Source organism: Pseudomonas sp. AA-38, assembly GCF_029457475.1.
Lineage (GTDB): Bacteria > Pseudomonadota > Gammaproteobacteria > Pseudomonadales > Pseudomonadaceae > Aquipseudomonas.
This window is the reverse complement of sequence record NZ_CP120359.1, coordinates 677,449-699,527: the sequence shown is the minus strand read 5'-3', so window position 1 is coordinate 699,527 and position 22,079 is coordinate 677,449. Positions and strand designations below refer to the sequence as shown.

The following is a 22,079-nucleotide window of genomic DNA, read 5'->3' as shown; positions in this document are numbered from 1 at the left end:
TTATTTCTTGGCAGCTTTACGAGGAGCGGGCGCTTGCGGCTTCAGCTCTTCAGTGCGGCCACCGATGACCTCACCCTTGAAGATCCAAACCTTGACGCCGATCACACCGTAGGTGGTGTGCGCTTCGTAGGTGGCGTAATCGATGTCGGCACGCAGGGTGTGCAGGGGCACACGACCTTCGCGATACCACTCGGTACGGGCGATTTCAGCGCCGCCGAGACGACCACTCACCTGGATCTTGATGCCCTTGGCACCAATGCGCATGGCGTTCTGTACAGCGCGCTTCATGGCGCGACGGAACATCACACGACGCTCCAGCTGCTGAGCTACGCTCTGCGCAACCAGCATACCGTCGAGCTCCGGCTTGCGGATCTCTTCGATATTGATGTGCACCGGCACACCCATTTGCTTGGTCAGGTCCTGACGCAGCTTCTCAACATCTTCACCTTTCTTGCCGATCACGATGCCGGGACGAGCGGTGTGGATGGTGATGCGTGCGGTTTGAGCCGGGCGAGCGATGTCGATACGGCTAACGGACGCGCTTTTTAGTTTGTCTTGCAGGTATGCACGAACCTTCAGGTCGGCATTCAGATAGTCGGCATAATTGCGACCGTCTGCGTACCAGACCGAGGTGTGATCCTTGACGATTCCCAGGCGGATGCCAACGGGATGTACTTTCTGACCCATCTGATCGACTCCGTTACTTGTCCGCAACCTTGACAGTGATATGGCAAGACCGCTTGACGATGCGATCAGCACGGCCTTTGGCACGCGGCATGATGCGCTTAAGCGAACGCCCTTCGTTGACGAAAACGGTGCTGACCTTCAGATCATCAACGTCTGCGCCTTCGTTGTGCTCGGCGTTGGCCACGGCCGACTCCAGCACCTTCTTCATGATCTCGGCGGCTTTCTTGTTGCTGAAAGCCAGGAGGTTGAGCGCTTCGCCCACCTTCTTCCCGCGGATCTGGTCAGCGACCAAGCGGGCTTTCTGGGCGGAGATGCGAGCGCCCGACAACTTAGCGGCTACTTCAGTCATTTCCTAACCCCTTAGCGCTTGGCTTTTTTGTCTGCCACGTGACCACGGTAGGTACGAGTGGCAGCAAATTCGCCGAGTTTGTGGCCGACCATGTCTTCGTTCACGAGAACCGGGACATGTTGACGACCGTTATGCACAGCGATGGTCAGACCGACCATCTGCGGCAGGATCATGGAACGGCGCGACCAGGTTTTAACCGGCTTGCGATCGTTCTTTTCCACCGCCGCCTCGACCTTCTTCAGTAGGTGAAGATCGATAAAAGGACCTTTTTTCAGAGAACGTGGCACTGTCGTATCCCTCTATTTACTTGCGACGACGGACGATCATGTTGTCGGTGCGCTTGTTAGCACGGGTCTTCGCGCCCTTGGTCGGGAAGCCCCATGGCGACACCGGATGACGACCACCGGAGGTACGACCTTCACCACCACCGTGCGGGTGATCTACCGGGTTCATGGCAACACCACGAACGGTCGGACGAACGCCACGCCAGCGTTTGGCACCGGCTTTACCCAGCGAACGCAGGCTGTGCTCGGAGTTCGAGACTTCGCCCAGGGTCGCACGGCACTCGGCCAGGACTTTACGCATCTCGCCGGAGCGCAGACGCAGGGTCACATAAGCACCTTCACGAGCGATCAGCTGAGCGGAAGCTCCAGCGGAGCGAGCGATCTGAGCACCCTTGCCCGGCTTCAGCTCGATACCGTGAACGGTCGAACCCACCGGAATGTTGCGCAGCTGCAGGCTGTTGCCCGGCTTGATCGGGGCCATGATGCCCGCAACCAGTTGATCGCCAGCTACCACGCCTTTCGGGGCGATGATGTAGCGACGCTCACCGTCGGCGTACTTCAGCAGAGCGATGTGAGCAGTACGGTTCGGATCGTATTCCACGCGCTCGACGGTGGCAGGGATGCCATCCTTGTCGTTGCGACGGAAGTCGACCAGACGGTAATGCTGCTTGTGACCACCACCGATATGACGGGTGGTGATGCGGCCGTTGTTGTTACGACCACCGGATTTCGACTTCTTCGCCAGCAGCGGAGCATAAGGAGCGCCTTTGTGCAGCTCCTGATTGACCACCTTGACCACAAAACGGCGGCCAGCGGAAGTCGGTTTGCATTTAACGATTGCCATGATGCACCCCTTCCTTACTCAGCACTGCTGGTGAAATCGAGATCTTGGCCCGGCTGAAGGGAGATAACTGCCTTCTTCCAGTCGTTACGCTTGCCCAGACCGCGAGCGGTGCGCTTGCTCTTGCCCAGAACATTCTGGGTAGTAACGCGCTGAACCTTCACGTTGAACAGGCTTTCGACGGCCTTCTTGATTTCCAGCTTGGTCGCATCGGTAGCGACTTTGAAAACGAACTGACCTTGCTTGTCAGCCAGCGTCGTGGCCTTCTCGGAGACGTGCGGGCCAAGCAGCACTTTGAATACGCGTTCCTGGTTCATCCCAGCAGCTCCTCGAATTTCTTCACGGCCGAAACGGTGACCAGCACCTTTTCGTACGCGATCAGGCTGACCGGATCAGAACCCTGGACGTCACGTACGTCGACGTGCGGCAGGTTGCGGGCAGCCAGGTACAGGTTCTCGTCGACGGCATCGGAAACGATCAGCACGTCGTTCAGGCCCAGGCCGTTGAGCTTGCTCAGCAGCGCCTTGGTCTTCGGAGCCTCGACGGCGAAGTCTTCGACCACGACCAGACGATCGGTACGCACCAGCTCAGCAAGGATGGAGCGCAGGGCAGCGCGGTACATCTTCTTGTTCAGCTTTTGCTCGTGGTTGCGGGTGGACGCTGCGAAGGTCACACCACCGCCACGCCAGATCGGACCACGGGTGGTACCGGCACGGGCACGACCGGTGCCCTTCTGACGCCAGGGGCGCTTGCCGCCACCGGAAACGTCGGAACGGGACTTCTGGCCTTTGGTGCCCTGACGGCCGCCAGCCATGTAGGCTACGACTGCTTGGTGAACCAGGGTCTCATTGAACTCGCCACCGAAGGTCGCATCGGACACTTCGATCGCCTGAGCGCCATTTACATTCAATTGCATCTCAGATTCTCCCCTTACGCCTTGACAGCCGGACGAACGATAACGTCGCCGCCAGTAGCGCCAGGAACGGCACCCTTGACCAGCAGCAGGTTACGCTCGGCGTCTACGCGCACGACTTCCAGGGACTGAACGGTAACGCGCTCGGCACCCAGGTGACCGGACATCTTCTTGCCCTTGAATACGCGACCCGGGGTCTGGCACTGGCCAATGGAACCCGGAACACGGTGGGACACGGAGTTGCCGTGAGTGTTGTCTTGGCCGCGGAAGTTCCAACGCTTGATGGTACCGGCGAAGCCTTTACCTTTGGACTGACCAGTGACATCCACCAGTTGACCAGCTTGGAATATTTCAGCGTTGATCAGATCGCCAGCCTGGTAGTCGCCTTCTTCAAGACGGAACTCCATGACGGTACGACCTGCCGCGACGTTCGCCTTGGCGAAGTGACCGGCCTGAGCCTTGCTGACACGGGAGGCACGGCGCTCACCTACAGTGACCTGCACTGCGCGGTAGCCATCGGACTCCTCGTTTTTGAACTGGGTGACGCGATTCGGCTCGATCTCGATGACCGTGACCGGAATGGAGACACCTTCTTCGGTGAAAATGCGGGTCATGCCGCACTTACGACCGACTACACCAATAGTCATGTTATAAACCTCATGAGTGTACGGGGCTTTCACCCGCTATGGCCGCCCATTTCAGAGCGTTACACGACTAAAACCGCCAGGTTTTAGCCGAGGCTGATCTGCACTTCCACGCCTGCCGCAAGGTCGAGCTTCATCAGCGCGTCGACGGTTTTGTCCGTCGGCTGAACGATGTCCAGCACACGCTTATGAGTGCGGATTTCGTACTGATCGCGCGCGTCCTTGTTGACGTGCGGAGAGATCAGAACGGTGTACCGCTCCTTACGAGTAGGCAGAGGAATCGGACCACGCACCTGAGCACCAGTACGTTTCGCGGTTTCCACGATTTCCTGGGTAGATTGATCGATCAGGCGATGGTCAAAAGCCTTCAACCGAATACGGATTTGTTGGTTTTGCATTTTGACCTCAGATTCCAAGCTGCTAATTCCCACAGACGGACTACGCCCGCTCGAGGGAGGCGCAATTGTACGGATGCCCCCTGGGGGTGTCAACTTTTAACCAGCTCAATAAAAAAGGGCCCCGAAGGGCCCTTTCCTTACCGCGGATCGAGGAGATTATTCGACGATCTTGGCAACCACGCCGGCACCAACGGTACGACCACCTTCGCGAATCGCGAAGCGCAGGCCGTCTTCCATGGCGATCGGCTTGATCAGGGTGACAACCATCTTGATGTTGTCGCCCGGCATTACCATCTCAACGCCTTCCGGCAGTTCGCACGAACCGGTCACGTCAGTGGTACGGAAGTAGAACTGCGGACGGTAGCCCTTGAAGAACGGGGTGTGACGACCACCTTCTTCCTTGGACAGCACGTAAACCTCAGCCTCGAACTTGGTGTGCGGCTTGATGGTGCCCGGCTTGGCCAGTACCTGACCACGCTCGACTTCATCACGCTTGGTGCCGCGCAGCAGCACGCCGCAGTTCTCGCCAGCACGACCTTCGTCCAGCAGCTTGCGGAACATTTCCACGCCGGTGCAGGTGGTCTTGGTGGTCGGACGCAGACCGACGATCTCGATCTCTTCCTGAACCTTGACGATACCGCGCTCGACACGGCCAGTTACCACGGTGCCGCGGCCGGAGATCGAGAACACGTCTTCGATCGGCATCAGGAACGGCTTGTCGATGGCACGAACCGGCTCAGGGATGTAGGTATCCAGAGTCTCGACCAGCTTCTTGACCGCAGTGGTGCCCAGTTCGTTGTCGTCTTCGCCATTCAGCGCCATCAGCGCGGAACCGATGATGATCGGAGTGTCGTCACCCGGGAAGTCATAGGTGCTCAGCAGGTCGCGAACTTCCATCTCGACCAGTTCCAGCAGCTCAGCGTCGTCAACCATGTCGGCCTTGTTCAGGAACACGACGATGTACGGTACGCCTACCTGACGGGACAGCAGGATGTGCTCACGGGTTTGCGGCATGGGGCCGTCGGCAGCCGAGCAGACCAGGATCGCGCCGTCCATCTGGGCAGCACCGGTGATCATGTTCTTCACGTAGTCGGCGTGACCCGGGCAGTCAACGTGCGCGTAGTGACGAATGTTGGAGTCGTACTCTACGTGCGCAGTGTTGATGGTGATACCACGAGCTTTCTCTTCCGGAGCGCTGTCGATCTTGTCGAAGTCGACCTTGGCCGAACCGAAAACTTCGGAGCAGACGCGGGTCAGAGCAGCGGTCAGAGTGGTCTTACCGTGGTCAACGTGACCGATGGTGCCGACGTTGACGTGCGGTTTGTTACGTTCGAATTTTTCCTTAGCCACGACAGTAAACCTCTTACTTAAAGGGCGGGATTAGCCTTGTTTTTTAACCAGAGCTTCGACGATGTTCGACGGAGCTTCGGCGTATTTGGAGAATTCCATGGAGTAGCTGGCGCGACCCTGGGACATGGAACGGACGTCGGTAGCGTAACCAAACATCTCGCCCAGCGGAACTTCGGCACGGATAACCTTACCGGAAACCGAATCTTCCATACCCTGGATCAGACCACGACGACGGTTCAGGTCACCCATCACGTCACCCATGTAGTCCTCGGGAGTCACCACTTCCACCTTCATGATCGGCTCGAGCACCTTACCACCGCCCTTCTGGGCCAGTTGCTTGGTCGCCATGGAGGCAGCGATCTTGAACGCCATCTCGTTGGAGTCGACGTCGTGGTAGGAACCATCGAACACGGTCGCCTTCAGGCCGATCAGCGGATAGCCGGCAACGACGCCGTTCTTCATCTGCTCTTCGATACCCTTCTGGATGGCCGGGATGTATTCCTTCGGAACCACACCACCTACGACTTCGTTGGTGAACACCAGACCCTCGGTGATGTTGCCCTTGTCGTCCACGTCCGGAGTCGAGAAGCGGATCCAGCAGTGACCGAACTGACCACGACCACCGGACTGACGAACGAACTTGCCTTCGATCTCGACATTGTCCTTGGAAATGGTTTCGCGGTAGGCCACCTGCGGCTTGCCAATGTTGGCCTCGACGCCGAACTCGCGCTTCATGCGGTCAACGAGGATGTCCAGGTGCAGCTCACCCATACCACCGATGATGGTCTGGCCGGACTCTTCGTCGGTCTTGACGCGGAAGGACGGGTCTTCCTGGGCCAGCTTGCCCAGCGCGATACCCATCTTCTCCTGGTCAGCCTTGGTCTTCGGCTCGACAGCCACGTGAATTACGGGCTCCGGGAAGTCCATACGCTCGAGAACGATCGGCTTGTCCGGATCGCACAGGGTGTCACCAGTGGTGACGTCCTTCATGCCGATCAGAGCAGCGATGTCGCCCGCGCGCACTTCCTTGATCTCGTCACGCTGGTTGGCGTGCATCTGCACCATACGACCAACGCGCTCTTTCTTGCCTTTCACGGAGTTGATGACCGACTGGCCGGACTCCAGAACGCCCGAGTAAACGCGAACGAAGGTCAGGGTACCGACGAAGGGGTCGGTCGCGATCTTGAACGCCAGCGCCGAGAACGGCTCGTTGTCGTCCGCATGACGCTCGTCCTTCGGTGCTTCGTCGCCAAGATCGATGTGATCCGGGTGGATACCCTGAATCGCAGGAATCTCGGTCGGCGCCGGCAGGAAGTCGATGACGGCATCGAGAACCAGAGGAACACCCTTGTTCTTGAACGAGGAACCGCAGACAGCCGGAACGATCTCGCTCGCCAGAGTACGGGCGCGCAGACCAGCCTTGATGTCCTCGGCAGAGAGATCACCCTCTTCGAGGTACTTGTTCATCAGCTCTTCGTTGGCCTCGGCAGCCGCCTCGACCATGTTGGAACGCCATTCGTTGGCCAGGTCTACCAGCTCGGCAGGAATCTCTTCCTCGCGGTAGGTAGTACCCTTGTCGTCATCGTTCCAGTAGATGGCCTTCATCTTGATCAGGTCGACCTGACCCTCGAAGTTATCCTCGGCACCGATGGCGATCTGGATCGGAACCGGGGTGTGACCCAGACGGTTCTTGATCTGACCGACGACACGCAGGAAGTTGGCGCCAGCACGGTCCATCTTGTTCACGTAGACGATACGCGGAACACCGTACTTGTTGGCCTGACGCCATACGGTTTCGGACTGCGGCTCAACGCCCGAGGTACCGCAGAACACCACGACCGCGCCGTCGAGTACGCGCAGGGAGCGCTCTACTTCGATGGTGAAGTCGACGTGACCGGGGGTATCGATGACGTTTACGCGGTACTTGTCGTACTGGCGACGCGAACCTTCCCAGAAGGTGGTGATCGCAGCAGAAGTAATGGTGATACCACGCTCCTGCTCCTGAACCATCCAGTCGGTGGTCGCGGCGCCATCATGCACCTCGCCCATCTTGTGGCTCAGGCCTGTGTAGAACAGGATCCGCTCGGTAGTGGTCGTCTTGCCCGCATCGACGTGCGCGCAGATACCGATGTTACGGTAGCGGTTAATTGCTGTATTACGAGCCATAAAGCCCTCGCAAGGTTAGTGGAGCCGGAATTAGAAGCGGTAGTGCGAGAAAGCCTTGTTGGCCTCGGCCATACGGTGCACGTCTTCACGCTTCTTGACAGCAGCGCCTTTGCCTTCAGCAGCATCCAGCAGCTCACCAGCCAGGCGCAGAGCCATGGACTTCTCACCGCGCTTGCGCGCGAAGTCCACCAGCCAGCGCATGGCCAGAGCGTTACGACGGGACGGACGAACTTCGACCGGAACCTGGTAGGTAGCACCGCCTACACGGCGGGACTTGACTTCGACCAGCGGAGCGATGGCGTCGAGAGCTTTCTCGAAGATCTCCAGGGGATCGCTGTTCTTGCGCGCCTTGACAGTGTCCAGAGCACCGTAAACGATGCGCTCGGCCACGGCCTTCTTGCCGCTTTCCATCACGTGGTTCATGAATTTGGCGAGGATCTGGCTTCCGTATTTCGGATCGTCCAGGATCTCACGCTTTGCTGCTACACGACGTCTTGGCATTGATAAGCCCTCAAACGGTCTTCAGGTTAGCTCGGGACTCACAGCATCAGCCGGCCCGACCTTACTCTTATCGACTCAACTAGATAAAAAGGATCAAGCGGCCTTACTTCGGACGCTTGGTACCGTACTTGGAACGACCCTGCTTACGGTCTTTGACGCCGGAGGTATCCAGCGAACCACGCACGGTGTGGTAGCGCACACCCGGAAGGTCTTTTACACGACCGCCACGGATCAGCACGACGCTGTGCTCTTGCAGGTTGTGGCCTTCACCACCGATGTACGAAGACACTTCGTAGCCGTTGGTCAGACGCACGCGGCACACTTTACGCAGTGCCGAGTTAGGTTTCTTCGGCGTGGTGGTGTACACGCGGGTGCACACGCCACGACGCTGCGGGCAGTTCTGCAGCGCAGGCACGTCGGATTTCTCGACGATACGCTTACGCGGCTGACGTACCAGCTGGTTGATAGTTGCCATCTACTAGCTCCACTGTTGTCTTTCGACGCTCACAAATAAAGATGGCAGAGCCAAACGCCCTGCCAAATTTAGGGGTGCATGAGTCTAAAGAGACGCACGCCCCCAGTCAAGGCAAAGCCCCACTAGCGAACTAGCGAGGCTTCGACTCAATTGCCGCTGGAGTTCAGCGCTTCGGTCAGTGCGGCTTCCACCTCACTGGCGCTGACACGTACCGGCTTGTCGGCATCACGCTTGCGCTTGCGCTCGCTGTGATAGGCCAGACCGGTACCGGCCGGGATCAGACGACCCACGACCACGTTCTCTTTCAGACCACGCAGGTAGTCGCGCTTGCCGGTAACCGCCGCCTCGGTAAGGACGCGAGTGGTTTCCTGGAAGGAGGCCGCCGAGATGAAGGACTCGGTGGACAGCGACGCCTTGGTGATACCCAGCAGTACACGGGTGTACTTGGCGACGAACTTGTCCTCTTCGGCCAGACGCTCGTTCTCGCCCAGCACCTGGGTGAGTTCCATCTGATCGCCCTTGATGAAGGACGAATCGCCGGCTTCGGTGATCTCGACCTTGCGCAGCATCTGACGCAGGATGGTCTCGATGTGCTTGTCGTTGATCTTCACGCCCTGCAGACGGTAAACGTCCTGGATCTCGTTGACGATGTACTTGGCCAGCGCGCTGACGCCCAACAGACGCAGGATGTCGTGCGGGTCGCTCGGACCGTCGGAGATCACCTCGCCCTTGTTCACCTGTTCGCCTTCAAACACGTTCAGGTGACGCCACTTCGGAATCAGCTCCTCATACGGATCGCTGCCATCGGTCGGGGTGATGACCAGACGGCGCTTGCCCTTGGTCTCTTTACCGAACGAGATGGTGCCGCTGATCTCCGCCAGGATCGACGCTTCCTTCGGACGACGCGCCTCGAACAGGTCGGCAACGCGCGGCAGACCACCGGTGATGTCGCGGGTCTTCGAGGTTTCCTGCGGGATACGGGCGATAACGTCACCCACTGCAATCTGCGCACCGTCGGCCACACCGACCAGAGCGTTGGCTGGCAGGAAGTACTGAGCGGGAACGTCGGTACCCGGCAGCAGCAGCTCCTTGCCATTGGCATCGACCATCTTGATCGCCGGACGGATGTCCTTGCCGGAAGCCGGACGATCCTTCGGATCCATCACCTCGATGTTGGTCAGACCGGTCAGTTCGTCGGTCTGACGCTTGATGGTGATGCCCTCCTCCATGCCGACGAAGGTCACGATACCCTTCATTTCGGTCACGATCGGGTGGGTGTGCGGATCCCACTTGGCGACGATGGCGCCAGCATCGACCTTGTCGCCTTCCTTCACCGAAATCACGGCACCGTAAGGCAGCTTGTAGCGTTCACGCTCACGGCCGAATTCGTCGGCGATGGCCAGCTCACCGGAACGCGAGACGGCCACCAGGGCGCCGTCGGTACGTTCGACATGCTTGAGGTTATGCAGGCGCACCACGCCACCGTTCTTCACCTGGACGCTGTCGGCAGCCGAGGTACGGCTGGCGGCACCACCGATGTGGAAGGTACGCATGGTCGGCTGGGTACCCGGCTCACCGATGGACTGGGCAGCGATGACGCCGACCGCTTCACCGATGTTCACCTGGTGACCGCGAGCCAGGTCGCGACCGTAGCACTTGGAGCAGATACCGTAGCGGGTTTCGCAGGTGATCGGCGAACGCACCACCACTTCGTCGACGCTGTTCAGCTCGATGAACTCGACCCACTTCTCGTCGATCAGGGTACCGGCCGGCACGATGATCTCATCGCTGCCAGGCTTGGGCACGTCACGGGCGATGACACGGCCCAGCACGCGCTCACCGAGCGGCTCGACCACGTCACCACCTTCGATGTGCGGGGTCATCAACAGACCCTGCTCGGTGCCGCAATCGATCTCGGTCACCACCAGGTCCTGGGCCACATCGACCAGACGACGAGTCAGGTAACCGGAGTTCGCGGTCTTCAGTGCGGTATCCGCCAGACCTTTACGCGCACCGTGAGTGGAGATGAAGTACTGCAGTACCGACAGACCTTCGCGGAAGTTCGCGGTGATCGGCGTTTCGATGATGGAGCCGTCCGGCTTGGCCATCAGACCACGCATACCGGCCAGCTGACGAATCTGGGCAGCGGAACCCCGCGCACCGGAGTCAGCCATCATGTACATGGAGTTGAAGGACTCCTGCTCGACGGTCTTGCCTTCGCGATCGACCACCGGCTCTTTCGAGAGGTTGGCCATCATCGCCTTGGACACTTCGTCGTTGGCCTTCGACCAGAGGTCGATCACCTTGTTGTACTTCTCGCCCTGGGTTACCAGGCCGGAGGCGTACTGCGATTCGATTTCCTTCACTTCTTCGGTGGCGGCATCGATGATGCGCGCCTTCTCGGCCGGGATGACGAAGTCATTCACGCCGATCGATACACCGGAGATGGTGGAGTAGGCGAAACCGGTGTACATCAACTGGTCGGCGAAGATGACGGTGTCCTTCAGACCCACGGTGCGGTAGCACTGGTTGATCAGCTTGGAGATCGCCTTCTTCTTCATCGACTGGTTGACCACGTCATAGGACAGGCCAGCCGGCACGATCTGGAACAGCAGCGCGCGGCCGACGGTGGTGTCGACGATACGGGTGTTCTTCACCAGGCTGCCGTCCTTCTGCTTGACGGTCTCGTTGATACGCACTTTCACGCGGGCGTGCAGGGACGCTTCGCCGGCGCGGAACACGCGGTCGACTTCCTGCAGGTCGGCGAAGACGCGGCCTTCACCCTTGGCGTTCACCGCTTCACGGGTCATGTAGTACAGACCCAGTACCACGTCCTGCGACGGCACGATGATCGGCTCGCCGTTGGCGGGCGAGAGGATGTTGTTGGTGGACATCATCAGCGCGCGTGCTTCGAGCTGGGCTTCCAGGGTCAGCGGCACGTGCACGGCCATCTGGTCACCGTCGAAGTCGGCGTTGTACGCGGCGCAGACCAGCGGGTGTAGCTGGATCGCTTTACCTTCGATCAGTACCGGCTCGAACGCCTGGATACCCAGACGGTGCAGGGTCGGTGCGCGGTTGAGCAGCACGGGGTGTTCGCGGATGACTTCGGCGAGAACGTCCCAGACCTCGGGCAGTTCACGCTCGACCATCTTCTTGGCCGCCTTGATGGTGGTGGCCAGGCCACGGGCTTCCAGCTTGCCGAAAATGAACGGCTTGAACAGCTCCAGGGCCATCTTCTTCGGCAGACCACACTGGTGCAGGCGCAGGGTCGGGCCCACGGTGATCACGGAACGACCGGAGTAGTCCACGCGCTTACCGAGCAGGTTCTGACGGAAGCGACCTTGCTTACCCTTGATCATGTCAGCCAGCGACTTCAGCGGACGCTTGTTGCTGCCGGTAATGGCGCGACCGCGACGGCCGTTGTCGAGCAGGGCGTCGACCGCTTCCTGCAGCATGCGCTTTTCGTTGCGCACGATGATGTCCGGCGCCGACAGATCGAGCAGGCGCTTGAGACGGTTGTTACGGTTGATCACGCGGCGATACAGATCGTTCAGATCCGAGGTCGCGAAGCGACCACCGTCCAGCGGTACCAGCGGACGCAGATCCGGCGGCAGCACCGGCAGAACGGTCAGCACCATCCACTCCGGCAGGTTGCCGGAGTCCTTGAAGGCTTCCATCAGCTTCAGGCGCTTGGACAGCTTCTTGATCTTGGTTTCCGAGTTGGTCTGCGGAATCTCTTCACGCAGGCGGCTGATCTCGTGATCCAGATCGATGGCGTGCAGCAGCTCGCGCACGGCCTCGGCGCCCATGCGCGCGTCGAAGTCGTCACCGAACTCTTCGAGGGCCTCGAAGTACTGCTCGTCGTTGAGCAGCTGGCCCTTCTCGAGGGTGGTCATGCCCGGATCGATCACCACGTAGCTCTCGAAATAGAGCACGCGCTCGATGTCACGCAGGGTCATGTCCATCAGCAGGCCGATACGGCTCGGCAGCGACTTGAGGAACCAGATGTGGGCGACCGGCGAGGCCAGTTCGATGTGCGCCATGCGCTCACGGCGAACCTTGGCCAGGGCTACTTCAACGCCGCACTTCTCGCAGATCACGCCGCGGTGCTTGAGGCGCTTGTACTTGCCGCACAGGCACTCGTAGTCCTTGACCGGGCCAAAGATCTTGGCGCAGAACAGACCATCGCGCTCGGGCTTGAAGGTACGGTAGTTGATGGTTTCCGGCTTCTTAACTTCACCGAACGACCACGAACGGATCATCTCGGGCGAGGCCAAGCCGATACGGATGGCGTCGAACTCTTCGACTTGACCCTGGTTTTTCAGCAAATTCAGTAGGTCTTTCAAGGCCTTTCCTCCTGGCGGAGCAGGTAGCGGGGGCTTCACCCCGCTACCGATTCACGTCGTGTTATTCGGTTTCCAGATCGATGTCGATGCCGAGCGAACGGATCTCTTTGATCAACACGTTGAAGGACTCGGGCATGCCCGGCTCCATGCGGTGATCGCCATCCACGATGTTCTTGTACATCTTGGTACGGCCGTTCACGTCGTCCGACTTCACGGTCAGCATTTCCTGCAGGGTGTAGGCGGCACCGTAGGCTTCCAGCGCCCAGACCTCCATCTCCCCGAAACGCTGACCACCGAACTGCGCCTTACCACCCAGCGGCTGCTGGGTAACCAGGCTGTAGGAACCAGTGGAACGCGCGTGCATCTTGTCGTCCACCAGGTGGTTCAGTTTGAGCATGTACATGTAACCGACGGTGGTCGGACGCTCGAACTGGTTGCCGGTACGGCCGTCGAACAGACGCATCTGGCCGCTCTCCGGCAGATCGGCCAGTTTGAGCATGGCCTTGATCTCGGTTTCCTTGGCACCGTCGAACACGGCAGTCGCCATCGGCACGCCACCCTTGAGGTTCTTCGCCAGTTCGAGGATCTCGTTATCGGAGAACTCTTCGAGGTTTTCCTGGCGACCACCAATCTCGTTGTAGATCTCGGTGAGGAACTTGCGCAGTTCGGCGACCTTGCGCTGCTCTTCGAGCATGCGGTTGATCTTCTCGCCCAGGCCCTTGGCCGCCAGGCCCAGGTGGGTTTCGAGGATCTGACCGACGTTCATACGCGAGGGTACGCCCAGCGGGTTCAGCACGATGTCCACCGGCGTACCGTTGGCGTCGTGCGGCATGTCTTCGACCGGCATGATCACCGAGACCACACCCTTGTTACCGTGACGACCGGCCATCTTGTCACCCGGCTGGATGCGACGGCGGATGGCCAGGTAGACCTTGACGATCTTCAGCACGCCCGGAGCCAGGTCATCGCCCTGCTGCAGCTTGCGCTTCTTGTCCTCGAACTTGTCGTCGAGCATCTGACGACGGTCGGAGATGTAGGCCTGGGCCTTCTCCAACTGCTCGTTCAGGGCATCGTCGGCCATGCGCAGCTTGAACCACTGACCACGCTCGAGACCATCGAGGATCTCGTCGGTGATCACGGTGCCTTTCTTCAGGCCAGCGCCGCCTTCGGCAGTGGCGCCCACCAGAGCGGAACGCAGACGCTCGAAGGTGGCGCCTTCGACGATACGGAACTCTTCGTTCAGATCCTTGCGGATCTCGTCCAGTTGCTGTTTCTCGATGGCCAGGGCACGGCTGTCGCGCTCCACGCCGTCACGGGTGAAGACCTGCACGTCGATGACGGTGCCCTTGGTGCCGGTCGGCACGCGCAGGGAGGTATCCTTAACGTCGGACGCCTTTTCACCGAAGATCGCACGCAGCAGTTTTTCTTCCGGGGTTAGCTGGGTCTCGCCTTTCGGCGTGACCTTACCGACCAGGATGTCGCCCGGACCAACTTCGGCGCCGACGTAGACGATACCGGCTTCGTCCAGCTTGTTCAGAGCCGCTTCACCCACGTTCGGGATATCCGAGGAGATTTCCTCTGGGCCGAGCTTGGTGTCACGCGCCACACAGGTCAGTTCCTGAATGTGGATGGTGGTGAAGCGATCCTCCTGCACCACGCGCTCGGACAGGCAGATGGAGTCCTCGAAGTTGAAGCCGTTCCAGGGCATGAACGCGACGCGCATGTTCTGACCCAGGGCCAGTTCACCCATGTCGGTGGAGGGGCCGTCGGCCATGATGTCACCACGCGCCACCTGATCACCCTTGTTCACCAGCGGGCGCTGGTTGATGCAGGTGTTCTGGTTGGAGCGGGTGTACTTGGTCAGGTTGTAGATATCGACACCGGCTTCGCCAGTCTCGACTTCGTCGTCATTGACGCGCACCACGATGCGGCTGGCGTCGACCGAGTCGATCACACCACCACGACGAGCCACGACGCAGACACCGGAGTCACGGGCAACGTTGCGCTCCATGCCGGTACCCACCAGCGGCTTGTCAGCACGCAGGGTCGGCACGGCCTGACGCTGCATGTTCGAGCCCATCAGTGCACGGTTGGCGTCGTCGTGCTCGAGGAACGGAATCAGCGAGGCGGCAACCGAGACTACCTGCTTGGGCGATACGTCCATCAGGGTGACGTCTTCCGGCGCCTTCACGGTGAATTCGTTCAGGTGACGCACGGCCACCAGCTCGTCGACCAGCTCACCCTTGTCGTTCAGGGTGGCGGACGCCTGGGCGATCACGTGATCGGCCTCTTCGATGGCGGACAGGAACACGATCTCGTCGGTGACCTTGCCAGCCTTGACCACACGGTACGGGCTTTCCAGGAAGCCGTACTGGTTGGTGCGGGCGTAGGCCGCCAGGGAGTTGATCAGACCGATGTTCGGACCTTCAGGGGTTTCGATCGGGCACACGCGACCGTAATGGGTCGGGTGTACGTCGCGAACCTCGAAGCCGGCGCGCTCACGGGTTAGACCACCTGGGCCGAGGGCGGAAACGCGGCGCTTGTGGGTGATCTCGGAGAGCGGGTTGTTCTGGTCCATGAACTGCGAAAGCTGGCTGGAACCGAAGAACTCCTTCACCGCCGCCGCAACCGGCTTGGCGTTGATCAGATCCTGCGGCATGAGGCCTTCGCTTTCGGCCATCGACAGACGTTCCTTGACCGCACGCTCGACGCGCACCAGGCCAACGCGGAACTGGTTCTCGGCCATCTCGCCGACGCAACGCACGCGACGGTTACCCAGGTGGTCGATGTCGTCGACGATGCCCTTGCCGTTACGGATGTCGACCAGGGTCTTGAGCACGGCAACGATGTCTTCACGCGACAGAACGCCCGGGCCTTCGATCTCGGTGCGACCGATACGACGGTTGAATTTCATGCGGCCCACGGCGGACAGGTCGTAACGCTCGGAGCTGAAGAACAGGTTGTTGAACAGGGTCTCGGCGGCATCCTTGGTTGGCGGCTCGCCAGGACGCATCATGCGGTAGATCTCGACCAGCGCTTCCAGTTGGTTGGTGGTGCTGTCGATCTTCAGGGTGTCGCTGATGAACGGGCCGCAGTCGATGTCGTTGGTGTACAGCGTCTCGAAGCGCACCACGTTGGCCTTGGCCATCTTGGCCAGCAGGTCGGCGGTCAGCTCGGTGTTGCACTCGGCGATGATCTCGCCGGTAGCCGGGTGCACGATGGCCTTGGCCGTGGTGCGGCCAATGACGTACTCGATCGGGACGTCCAGCTCCTTGATGCCAGCCTTGTCCGGCTGGTTGATGTGGCGAGCCGTGATACGACGGCCCTGCTCGACGATCACCTTGCCGCTGGCATCCTTGATGTCCTGCACGGCGATTTCACCACGCAGACGCTGCGGCACCAGCTCCAGGCTCAGGCCTTCGCTCTTAACGTGGTAGACGTTGGTGTCGTAGAAGGCATCGAGCACCTCTTCGGTGCTGTAGCCCAGCGCGCGCAGCAGGACGGACGCCGGCAGCTTGCGGCGACGGTCGATACGCACGAACACGGCGTCCTTCGGGTCGAACTCGAAGTCCAGCCAGGAGCCACGGTAAGGAATGATGCGCGCGGAGTACAGCAGCTTGCCCGAGCTGTGGGTCTTGCCACGGTCATGGTCGAAGAACACACCCGGCGAACGGTGTAGCTGGGACACGATCACGCGCTCGGTACCGTTGATGACGAAGGTACCGTTCTCGGTCATGAGCGGAATTTCGCCCATGTACACTTCCTGCTCTTTGATGTCCTTGATCGCTTTGTTCGACGATTCTTTGTCGAAAATGATCAGGCGCACTTTCACGCGCAGCGGCACGGCGAAGGTCACGCCACGCAGGACGCATTCCTTGACGTCGAACGCCGGCTCGCCCAGGCGATAGCCGACGTACTCCAGGGCGGCGTTGCCGGAGTAGCTGATGATCGGGAATACCGATTTGAAGGCCGCATGCAGGCCGATGTCACGGAACTGTTCCTTGCTCACCCCTTGCTGCAGGAATTCGCGGTACGAATCCAGCTGGATGGCCAGGAGGTAAGGCACATCCATGACATCCGGCAACTTGCTAAAGTCCTTGCGGATACGTTTTTTCTCAGTGTATGAGTAAGCCATCAGCGTTCCCCAGCTTGGTCACCTGCTTGTTTGGCCAGCGCCGGCGGCGATGACCAGAAAATCGTGCAAACCCTCGGTTTGCAGCCGCCCCTCGGGCGGGTTCTTTTCGGCTCCAGGTCGGCTGATGAACAGCCAACCTAGAACGGAAAAAGGCCGGTGGCAAAAGCCACCAGCCATCAGCCTTGTGCGAGTCGCTCGGGCTGTAGACGCAAGGTGCGAACTTACTTGAGTTCGACCTTGGCGCCAGCTTCTTCCAGCTTCTTCTTGGCGTCTTCGGCAGCTTCTTTGCTCAGACCTTCAGCGATGACCTGAGGAGCGGTGTCGACCTTCTCCTTGGCTTCTTTCAGGCCCAGACCGGTCAGCTCGCGAACGGCCTTGATCACGTTCACTTTCTTGTCGCCGGCTTCAGCCAGAACAACGTTGAACTCGGTCTGCTCTTCGACAGCGGCAGCGGCAGTAGCCGGGCCAGCGGCGACGGCAGCAGCAGCGGTAACGCCGAAGGTTTCTTCCATCGCTTTGATCAGCTCGACGATTTCCATGACGGATTTCTGGCCGATGGCTTCGATGATTTGCTCGTTAGTCAGAGACATGACTATCAATTCCTGTATTGGGGTGACGGCCTAGGCGACCATCAAATTAAACGTTTGATTTCGAAAGGGCTCAGGCCGCCTTAGGCAGCAGCAGCTTCTTTCTGGTCGCGAATGGCTGCCAGAGTGCGAGCGAGCTTGCTGGTGGCGCCTTGGATAACGCTCATCAGCTGGGCGATGCCCTCGTCGCGGGTCGGCAGGCTTGCCAGTACGTCGATCTGGTTGGCTGCGAGGTACTTGCCCTCGAACGCAGCTGCCTTGATCTCGAACTTGTCCTGACCCTTGGCGAACTCCTTGAACAGACGAGCAGCAGCGCCCGGGTGTTCGTTGGAGAAAGCGATCAGGGTCGGGCCTTTGAACACGTCGTTGAGCACGTCGAACTGAGTGCCTTCAACGGCGCGCTTGAGCAGGGTGTTACGCACGACTTTCACGTACACACCTGCTTCGCGGGCCTCTTTACGGAGTCCGGTCATTGCGCCGACGGTCACGCCACGGGCATCAGCCACGACAGCGGACAGACCGGCTTTGGCAGCCTCGTTGACTTCAGCGACGATGGCCTTCTTGTCTTCGAGTTTAATTGCCACGGGTTTACTCCTGGTTTTTACCGTTTCGTCAGGCCGAAGCCCGACGGCGTTTTGGTGTCTGATTCGGTATGAATCGGGAGCACCATCTGCGTAGGCCCCGCGAGATCGCTCTCTTGGGTTTAAAGCTTGCGCCACCTACGGTCTTGGATAGCCCCCGCCAGGCAGGGACCCCAATCTTGCAAGGCTGACGGCCGCAGTCGCCGCCAGCCCGTATTGCCTTACGCCTCGAGCGAAGCCTGATCGATGATCAGACCCGGACCCATGGTGGTGCTCAGGGTCACGCGCTTGACGTAGATACCTTTGGAAGTGGACGGCTTCAGACGCTTGAGGTCGGACAGCAGGGCTTCCACGTTCTGCTTCAGCGCGGCGGCTTCGAAGCCAACCTTGCCAACGGAGGTGTGGATGATGCCGTTCTTGTCGGTACGGAAACGCACCTGACCCGCCTTGGCGTTCTTCACAGCGGTGGCGACGTCCGGAGTCACGGTGCCGACTTTCGGGTTCGGCATCAGGCCGCGCGGACCCAGTACCTGGCCCAGCTGACCGACGACGCGCATGGCGTCCGGAGAAGCGATGACCACGTCGTAGTTCAGATCGCCAGCCTTCATTTCGGCAGCCAGATCGTCCATACCGACCTTGTCGGCACCGGCAGCCAGAGCAGCTTCAGCGCCCGGGCCCTGGGTGAACACGGCAACGCGTACGGTCTTGCCAGTGCCGTTCGGCAGAACGGTAGCACCACGTACGACCTGGTCGGATTTACGCGGGTCGACGCCCAGGTTCACGGCGATATCGAAGGACTCGGTGAACTTGACGGCCGACAGCTCGGCCAGCAGCTTGGCTGCATCTTCAAAGGAATAAGCCTTGCCAGCTTCAACCTTGGCGGCGATGGCCTTCTGGCGCTTGGTCAACTTAGCCATTTACACACCCTCCACGTTCAGGCCCATGCTACGAGCGGAACCGGCGATGGTACGCACGGCCGCATCCATGTCAGCGGCGGTCAGATCGGCCTGCTTGGTCTTGGCGATCTCTTCCAGCTGAGCACGGGTAACGGTGCCGACTTTCTGGGTGTTGGGACGGCTGGAGCCACTCTGGATGCCGGCCGCTTTTTTCAGCAGCACGGAAGCCGGGGTGCTCTTGGTTTCAAAGGTGAAGCTGCGGTCACTGTAAACGGTGATGATCACAGGAGTCGGCAGACCAGGTTCCATGCCCTGGGTCTTGGCGTTGAACGCCTTGCAGAATTCCATGATGTTCACGCCGTGCTGACCCAAAGCCGGGCCCACGGGTGGCGACGGGTTTGCCTGACCGGCTTTAACTTGCAGCTTGATATAAGCCTGAATCTTCTTAGCCATTAGCTACTCCAATGTCGGGTTCAAACGCCTCGAAAGGCTCCCCGGTTACTTACGCATTTATCCCAATGACGACAAAACCCCGCAGCCTGAGGCTGCGGGGTGAGGGATGCTTATGTCAGTTATGCCTTCTCGACCTGACTGAACTCCAGCTCGACCGGGGTGGAGCGACCGAAAATGGTCACAGCAACCTGGATACGGCTCTTCTCGTAATTGACTTCTTCGACCACGCCACCGAAGTCGGCGAACGGGCCATCGATGACACGCACCATCTCGCCCGGCTCGAACAAGGTCTTCGGCTTGGGCTTGTCGCCACTGTCGGCAACACGACGGAGAATGGCTTCGGCTTCCTTCTCGGTGATCGGCGCCGGCTTGTCGGCCGTACCACCAATGAAGCCCATGACGCGGGGCGTATCCTTGATCAGGTGCCAAGTCGCCTCGTTCATTTCCATCTGTACCAGCACATAGCCAGGGAAGAACTTGCGCTCACTCTTGCGCTTCTGACCGTTGCGCATCTCGACCACTTCTTCAGTGGGCACGAGAATCTCGCCGAAGTCATCTTCCATGCCAGCCAGCTTGACGCGCTCGATCAGCGAGCGCATGACATGCTTCTCGTAACCCGAGTAAGCATGCACGACGTACCAACGCTTAGCCACGGGACACCCTTAACCTACAATCAGGGAAACAAGCCAACCGAGCAGGGAATCGAGCCCCCACAGCAGCAGCGCCATCACCAGCACCACGGCCACCACGATCAGCGTGGTCTGCGTGGTTTCCTGGCGGGTTGGCCATACGACCTTGCGAATCTCGACGCGAGCTTCTTTCAGCAATACCGCGAAGGCCTGGCCACGAGCGGTCTGAAAGGCCACGAAAGCAGCCACGACAGCGAGCACCAGCACACCAAGAACGCGATAAAGGATCGGCTCGGCGGAAAAGTACTGATTACCGACCACACCCACTACAACCAGGGCAGCGACAACCAGCCACTTGACCAGATCAAAGCGAGAGTCTTGGGCTTCAGCCTTACCATTCATTCGAGAGGATCCTGTGAAAGACGCGCCAAATTCGTTAGAAAATGGCAGGTCAGGAGGGAATCGAACCCCCAACCTGCGGTTTTGGAGACCGCCGCTCTGCCAATTGAGCTACTGACCTAGATGAATCAGGCCGACCATTATGCCGGCCTGAGAGTGACAGATCAACCGATTATTCGACGATCTTGGCAACCACGCCGGCACCAACGGTACGACCACCTTCGCGAATCGCGAAGCGCAGGCCGTCTTCCATGGCGATCGGCTTGATCAGGGTGACAACCATCTTGATGTTGTCGCCCGGCATTACCATCTCAACGCCTTCCGGCAGTTCGCACGAACCGGTCACGTCAGTGGTACGGAAGTAGAACTGCGGACGGTAGCCCTTGAAAAACGGGGTGTGACGACCACCTTCTTCCTTGGACAGCACGTAAACCTCAGCCTCGAACTTGGTGTGCGGCTTGATGGTGCCCGGCTTGGCCAGTACCTGACCACGCTCGACTTCATCACGCTTGGTGCCGCGCAGCAGCACGCCGCAGTTCTCGCCAGCACGACCTTCGTCCAGCAGCTTGCGGAACATTTCCACGCCGGTGCAGGTGGTCTTGGTGGTCGGACGCAGACCGACGATCTCGATCTCTTCCTGAACCTTGACGATACCGCGCTCGACACGGCCAGTTACCACGGTGCCGCGGCCGGAGATCGAGAACACGTCTTCGATCGGCATCAGGAACGGCTTGTCGATGGCACGAACCGGCTCAGGGATGTAGGTATCCAGAGTCTCGACCAGCTTCTTGACCGCAGTGGTGCCCAGTTCGTTGTCGTCTTCGCCATTCAGCGCCATCAGCGCGGAACCGATGATGATCGGAGTGTCGTCACCCGGGAAGTCATAGGTGCTCAGCAGGTCGCGAACTTCCATCTCGACCAGTTCCAGCAGCTCAGCGTCGTCAACCATGTCGGCCTTGTTCAGGAACACGACGATGTACGGTACGCCTACCTGACGGGACAGCAGGATGTGCTCACGGGTTTGCGGCATGGGGCCGTCGGCAGCCGAGCAGACCAGGATCGCGCCGTCCATCTGGGCAGCACCGGTGATCATGTTCTTCACGTAGTCGGCGTGACCCGGGCAGTCAACGTGCGCGTAGTGACGAATGTTGGAGTCGTACTCTACGTGCGCAGTGTTGATGGTGATACCACGAGCTTTCTCTTCCGGAGCGCTGTCGATCTTGTCGAAGTCGACCTTGGCCGAACCGAAAACTTCGGAGCAGACGCGGGTCAGAGCAGCGGTCAGAGTGGTCTTACCGTGGTCAACGTGACCGATGGTGCCGACGTTGACGTGCGGTTTGTTACGTTCAAATTTCTCTTTAGCCATCTTGACCGTCTCCTAGCGAAGAATTGAGCAAGCCATATATGCCACTTAAAACAAAGGCAGATACTTTCATATCTGCCTT

21 protein-coding genes and 1 tRNA gene are annotated in these 22,079 nt (G+C 59.6%); all 22 read right to left on the bottom strand.

Annotated features, from left to right (window positions below; all coding sequences use genetic code 11):
* Positions 1 to 687 (bottom strand): 30S ribosomal protein S3, encoded by a 687-nt coding sequence (gene rpsC, locus PVE35_RS03125; RefSeq protein WP_003243898.1) that lies wholly within the window; start codon positions 685 to 687, stop codon positions 1 to 3.
* A gap of 13 nt (positions 688 to 700) precedes the next feature.
* Entirely contained in the window at positions 701 to 1,036 is a 336-nt protein-coding gene (gene rplV / locus PVE35_RS03120) for a 50S ribosomal protein L22 (protein ID WP_159973768.1), read from the bottom strand.
* An 11-nt stretch (positions 1,037 to 1,047) separates the two neighbouring features.
* Positions 1,048 to 1,323, bottom strand: a complete 276-nt coding sequence (gene rpsS / locus PVE35_RS03115; protein ID WP_268181160.1) for a 30S ribosomal protein S19 — start codon at positions 1,321 to 1,323, stop codon at positions 1,048 to 1,050.
* A gap of 16 nt (positions 1,324 to 1,339) precedes the next feature.
* Positions 1,340 to 2,164: a 50S ribosomal protein L2 gene (gene rplB, locus PVE35_RS03110; protein ID WP_268181158.1), complete on the bottom strand. Its 825-nt coding sequence runs from the start codon at positions 2,162 to 2,164 to the stop codon at positions 1,340 to 1,342.
* A gap of 14 nt (positions 2,165 to 2,178) precedes the next feature.
* Positions 2,179 to 2,478, bottom strand: a complete 300-nt coding sequence (gene rplW, locus PVE35_RS03105; RefSeq protein ID WP_268181157.1) for a 50S ribosomal protein L23 — start codon at positions 2,476 to 2,478, stop codon at positions 2,179 to 2,181.
* Complete coding sequence (rplD, locus tag PVE35_RS03100; RefSeq protein WP_268181155.1) at positions 2,475 to 3,077, bottom strand: 50S ribosomal protein L4; 603 nt, start codon at positions 3,075 to 3,077, stop codon at positions 2,475 to 2,477. Before rplD ends, rplW begins: the two co-directional genes overlap by 4 nt.
* Positions 3,078 to 3,091: 14 nt before the next feature.
* Positions 3,092 to 3,721: a 50S ribosomal protein L3 gene (gene rplC / locus PVE35_RS03095; protein ID WP_268181153.1), complete on the bottom strand. Its 630-nt coding sequence runs from the start codon at positions 3,719 to 3,721 to the stop codon at positions 3,092 to 3,094.
* Positions 3,722 to 3,804: 83 nt separating this feature from the next.
* Positions 3,805 to 4,116 (bottom strand): 30S ribosomal protein S10, encoded by a 312-nt coding sequence (gene rpsJ, locus PVE35_RS03090; protein WP_003243886.1) that lies wholly within the window; start codon positions 4,114 to 4,116, stop codon positions 3,805 to 3,807.
* A gap of 156 nt (positions 4,117 to 4,272) precedes the next feature.
* Positions 4,273 to 5,466, bottom strand: a complete 1,194-nt coding sequence (gene tuf, locus PVE35_RS03085; RefSeq protein WP_268181140.1) for an elongation factor Tu — start codon at positions 5,464 to 5,466, stop codon at positions 4,273 to 4,275.
* A gap of 30 nt (positions 5,467 to 5,496) precedes the next feature.
* Complete coding sequence (gene fusA, locus PVE35_RS03080) at positions 5,497 to 7,632, bottom strand: elongation factor G (RefSeq protein WP_268181151.1); 2,136 nt, start codon at positions 7,630 to 7,632, stop codon at positions 5,497 to 5,499.
* Positions 7,633 to 7,662: 30 nt separating this feature from the next.
* Positions 7,663 to 8,133, bottom strand: coding sequence for a 30S ribosomal protein S7 (gene rpsG / locus PVE35_RS03075; RefSeq protein WP_009397350.1), 471 nt, complete (start codon positions 8,131 to 8,133; stop codon positions 7,663 to 7,665).
* A gap of 103 nt (positions 8,134 to 8,236) precedes the next feature.
* Positions 8,237 to 8,608 (bottom strand): 30S ribosomal protein S12, encoded by a 372-nt coding sequence (rpsL, locus tag PVE35_RS03070; protein WP_004373429.1) that lies wholly within the window; start codon positions 8,606 to 8,608, stop codon positions 8,237 to 8,239.
* Positions 8,609 to 8,754: 146 nt separating this feature from the next.
* Positions 8,755 to 12,954 (bottom strand): DNA-directed RNA polymerase subunit beta', encoded by a 4,200-nt coding sequence (gene rpoC, locus PVE35_RS03065; protein WP_277373777.1) that lies wholly within the window; start codon positions 12,952 to 12,954, stop codon positions 8,755 to 8,757.
* A gap of 61 nt (positions 12,955 to 13,015) precedes the next feature.
* Positions 13,016 to 17,089, bottom strand: a complete 4,074-nt coding sequence (gene rpoB / locus PVE35_RS03060) for a DNA-directed RNA polymerase subunit beta (protein WP_277373775.1) — start codon at positions 17,087 to 17,089, stop codon at positions 13,016 to 13,018.
* 221 nt (positions 17,090 to 17,310) lie between these two features.
* Positions 17,311 to 17,679: a 50S ribosomal protein L7/L12 gene (gene rplL, locus PVE35_RS03055; RefSeq protein WP_268181146.1), complete on the bottom strand. Its 369-nt coding sequence runs from the start codon at positions 17,677 to 17,679 to the stop codon at positions 17,311 to 17,313.
* A gap of 80 nt (positions 17,680 to 17,759) precedes the next feature.
* Complete coding sequence (gene rplJ, locus PVE35_RS03050) at positions 17,760 to 18,260, bottom strand: 50S ribosomal protein L10 (protein WP_003463333.1); 501 nt, start codon at positions 18,258 to 18,260, stop codon at positions 17,760 to 17,762.
* 218 nt (positions 18,261 to 18,478) lie between these two features.
* Complete coding sequence (gene rplA / locus PVE35_RS03045) at positions 18,479 to 19,174, bottom strand: 50S ribosomal protein L1 (protein ID WP_268181144.1); 696 nt, start codon at positions 19,172 to 19,174, stop codon at positions 18,479 to 18,481.
* Positions 19,175 to 19,606 carry a 50S ribosomal protein L11 gene (gene rplK, locus PVE35_RS03040; protein ID WP_159973780.1) on the bottom strand — a complete coding sequence of 144 codons (432 nt, stop codon included), beginning with the start codon at positions 19,604 to 19,606 and terminating at the stop codon, positions 19,175 to 19,177.
* A gap of 119 nt (positions 19,607 to 19,725) precedes the next feature.
* Positions 19,726 to 20,259: a transcription termination/antitermination protein NusG gene (nusG, locus tag PVE35_RS03035; protein ID WP_024309662.1), complete on the bottom strand. Its 534-nt coding sequence runs from the start codon at positions 20,257 to 20,259 to the stop codon at positions 19,726 to 19,728.
* Between the two features lie 9 nt (positions 20,260 to 20,268).
* Positions 20,269 to 20,637: a preprotein translocase subunit SecE gene (secE, locus tag PVE35_RS03030; protein ID WP_277373772.1), complete on the bottom strand. Its 369-nt coding sequence runs from the start codon at positions 20,635 to 20,637 to the stop codon at positions 20,269 to 20,271.
* Between the two features lie 42 nt (positions 20,638 to 20,679).
* A tRNA-Trp gene (locus tag PVE35_RS03025) sits at positions 20,680 to 20,755 on the bottom strand.
* A 51-nt stretch (positions 20,756 to 20,806) separates the two neighbouring features.
* Entirely contained in the window at positions 20,807 to 22,000 is a 1,194-nt protein-coding gene (gene tuf / locus PVE35_RS03020) for an elongation factor Tu (RefSeq protein ID WP_268181140.1), read from the bottom strand.
* Positions 22,001 to 22,079: the final 79 nt, after the last annotated feature.

Bases quoted from the DNA above. Each gene is read 5' to 3' on its own strand.
- rpsC (WP_003243898.1), bottom strand. From the start codon at position 687: ATGGGTCAGAAAGTACATCCCGTTGGCATCCGCCTGGGAATCGTCAAG.
- rplV (WP_159973768.1), bottom strand. From the start codon at position 1,036: ATGACTGAAGTAGCCGCTAAGTTGTCGGGCGCTCGCATCTCCGCCCAG.
- rplB (WP_268181158.1), bottom strand. From the start codon at position 2,164: ATGGCAATCGTTAAATGCAAACCGACTTCCGCTGGCCGCCGTTTTGTG.
- rplW (WP_268181157.1), bottom strand. From the start codon at position 2,478: ATGAACCAGGAACGCGTATTCAAAGTGCTGCTTGGCCCGCACGTCTCC.
- rplD (WP_268181155.1), bottom strand. From the start codon at position 3,077: ATGCAATTGAATGTAAATGGCGCTCAGGCGATCGAAGTGTCCGATGCG.
- rplC (WP_268181153.1), bottom strand. From the start codon at position 3,721: ATGACTATTGGTGTAGTCGGTCGTAAGTGCGGCATGACCCGCATTTTC.
- rpsJ (WP_003243886.1), bottom strand. From the start codon at position 4,116: ATGCAAAACCAACAAATCCGTATTCGGTTGAAGGCTTTTGACCATCGC.
- fusA (WP_268181151.1), bottom strand. From the start codon at position 7,632: ATGGCTCGTAATACAGCAATTAACCGCTACCGTAACATCGGTATCTGC.
- rpsG (WP_009397350.1), bottom strand. From the start codon at position 8,133: ATGCCAAGACGTCGTGTAGCAGCAAAGCGTGAGATCCTGGACGATCCG.
- rpsL (WP_004373429.1), bottom strand. From the start codon at position 8,608: ATGGCAACTATCAACCAGCTGGTACGTCAGCCGCGTAAGCGTATCGTC.
- rpoB (WP_277373775.1), bottom strand. From the start codon at position 17,089: ATGGCTTACTCATACACTGAGAAAAAACGTATCCGCAAGGACTTTAGC.
- rplL (WP_268181146.1), bottom strand. From the start codon at position 17,679: ATGTCTCTGACTAACGAGCAAATCATCGAAGCCATCGGCCAGAAATCC.
- rplA (WP_268181144.1), bottom strand. From the start codon at position 19,174: ATGGCTAAGTTGACCAAGCGCCAGAAGGCCATCGCCGCCAAGGTTGAA.
- rplK (WP_159973780.1), bottom strand. From the start codon at position 19,606: ATGGCTAAGAAGATTCAGGCTTATATCAAGCTGCAAGTTAAAGCCGGT.
- secE (WP_277373772.1), bottom strand. From the start codon at position 20,637: ATGAATGGTAAGGCTGAAGCCCAAGACTCTCGCTTTGATCTGGTCAAG.
- tuf (WP_268181140.1), bottom strand. From the start codon at position 22,000: ATGGCTAAAGAGAAATTTGAACGTAACAAACCGCACGTCAACGTCGGC.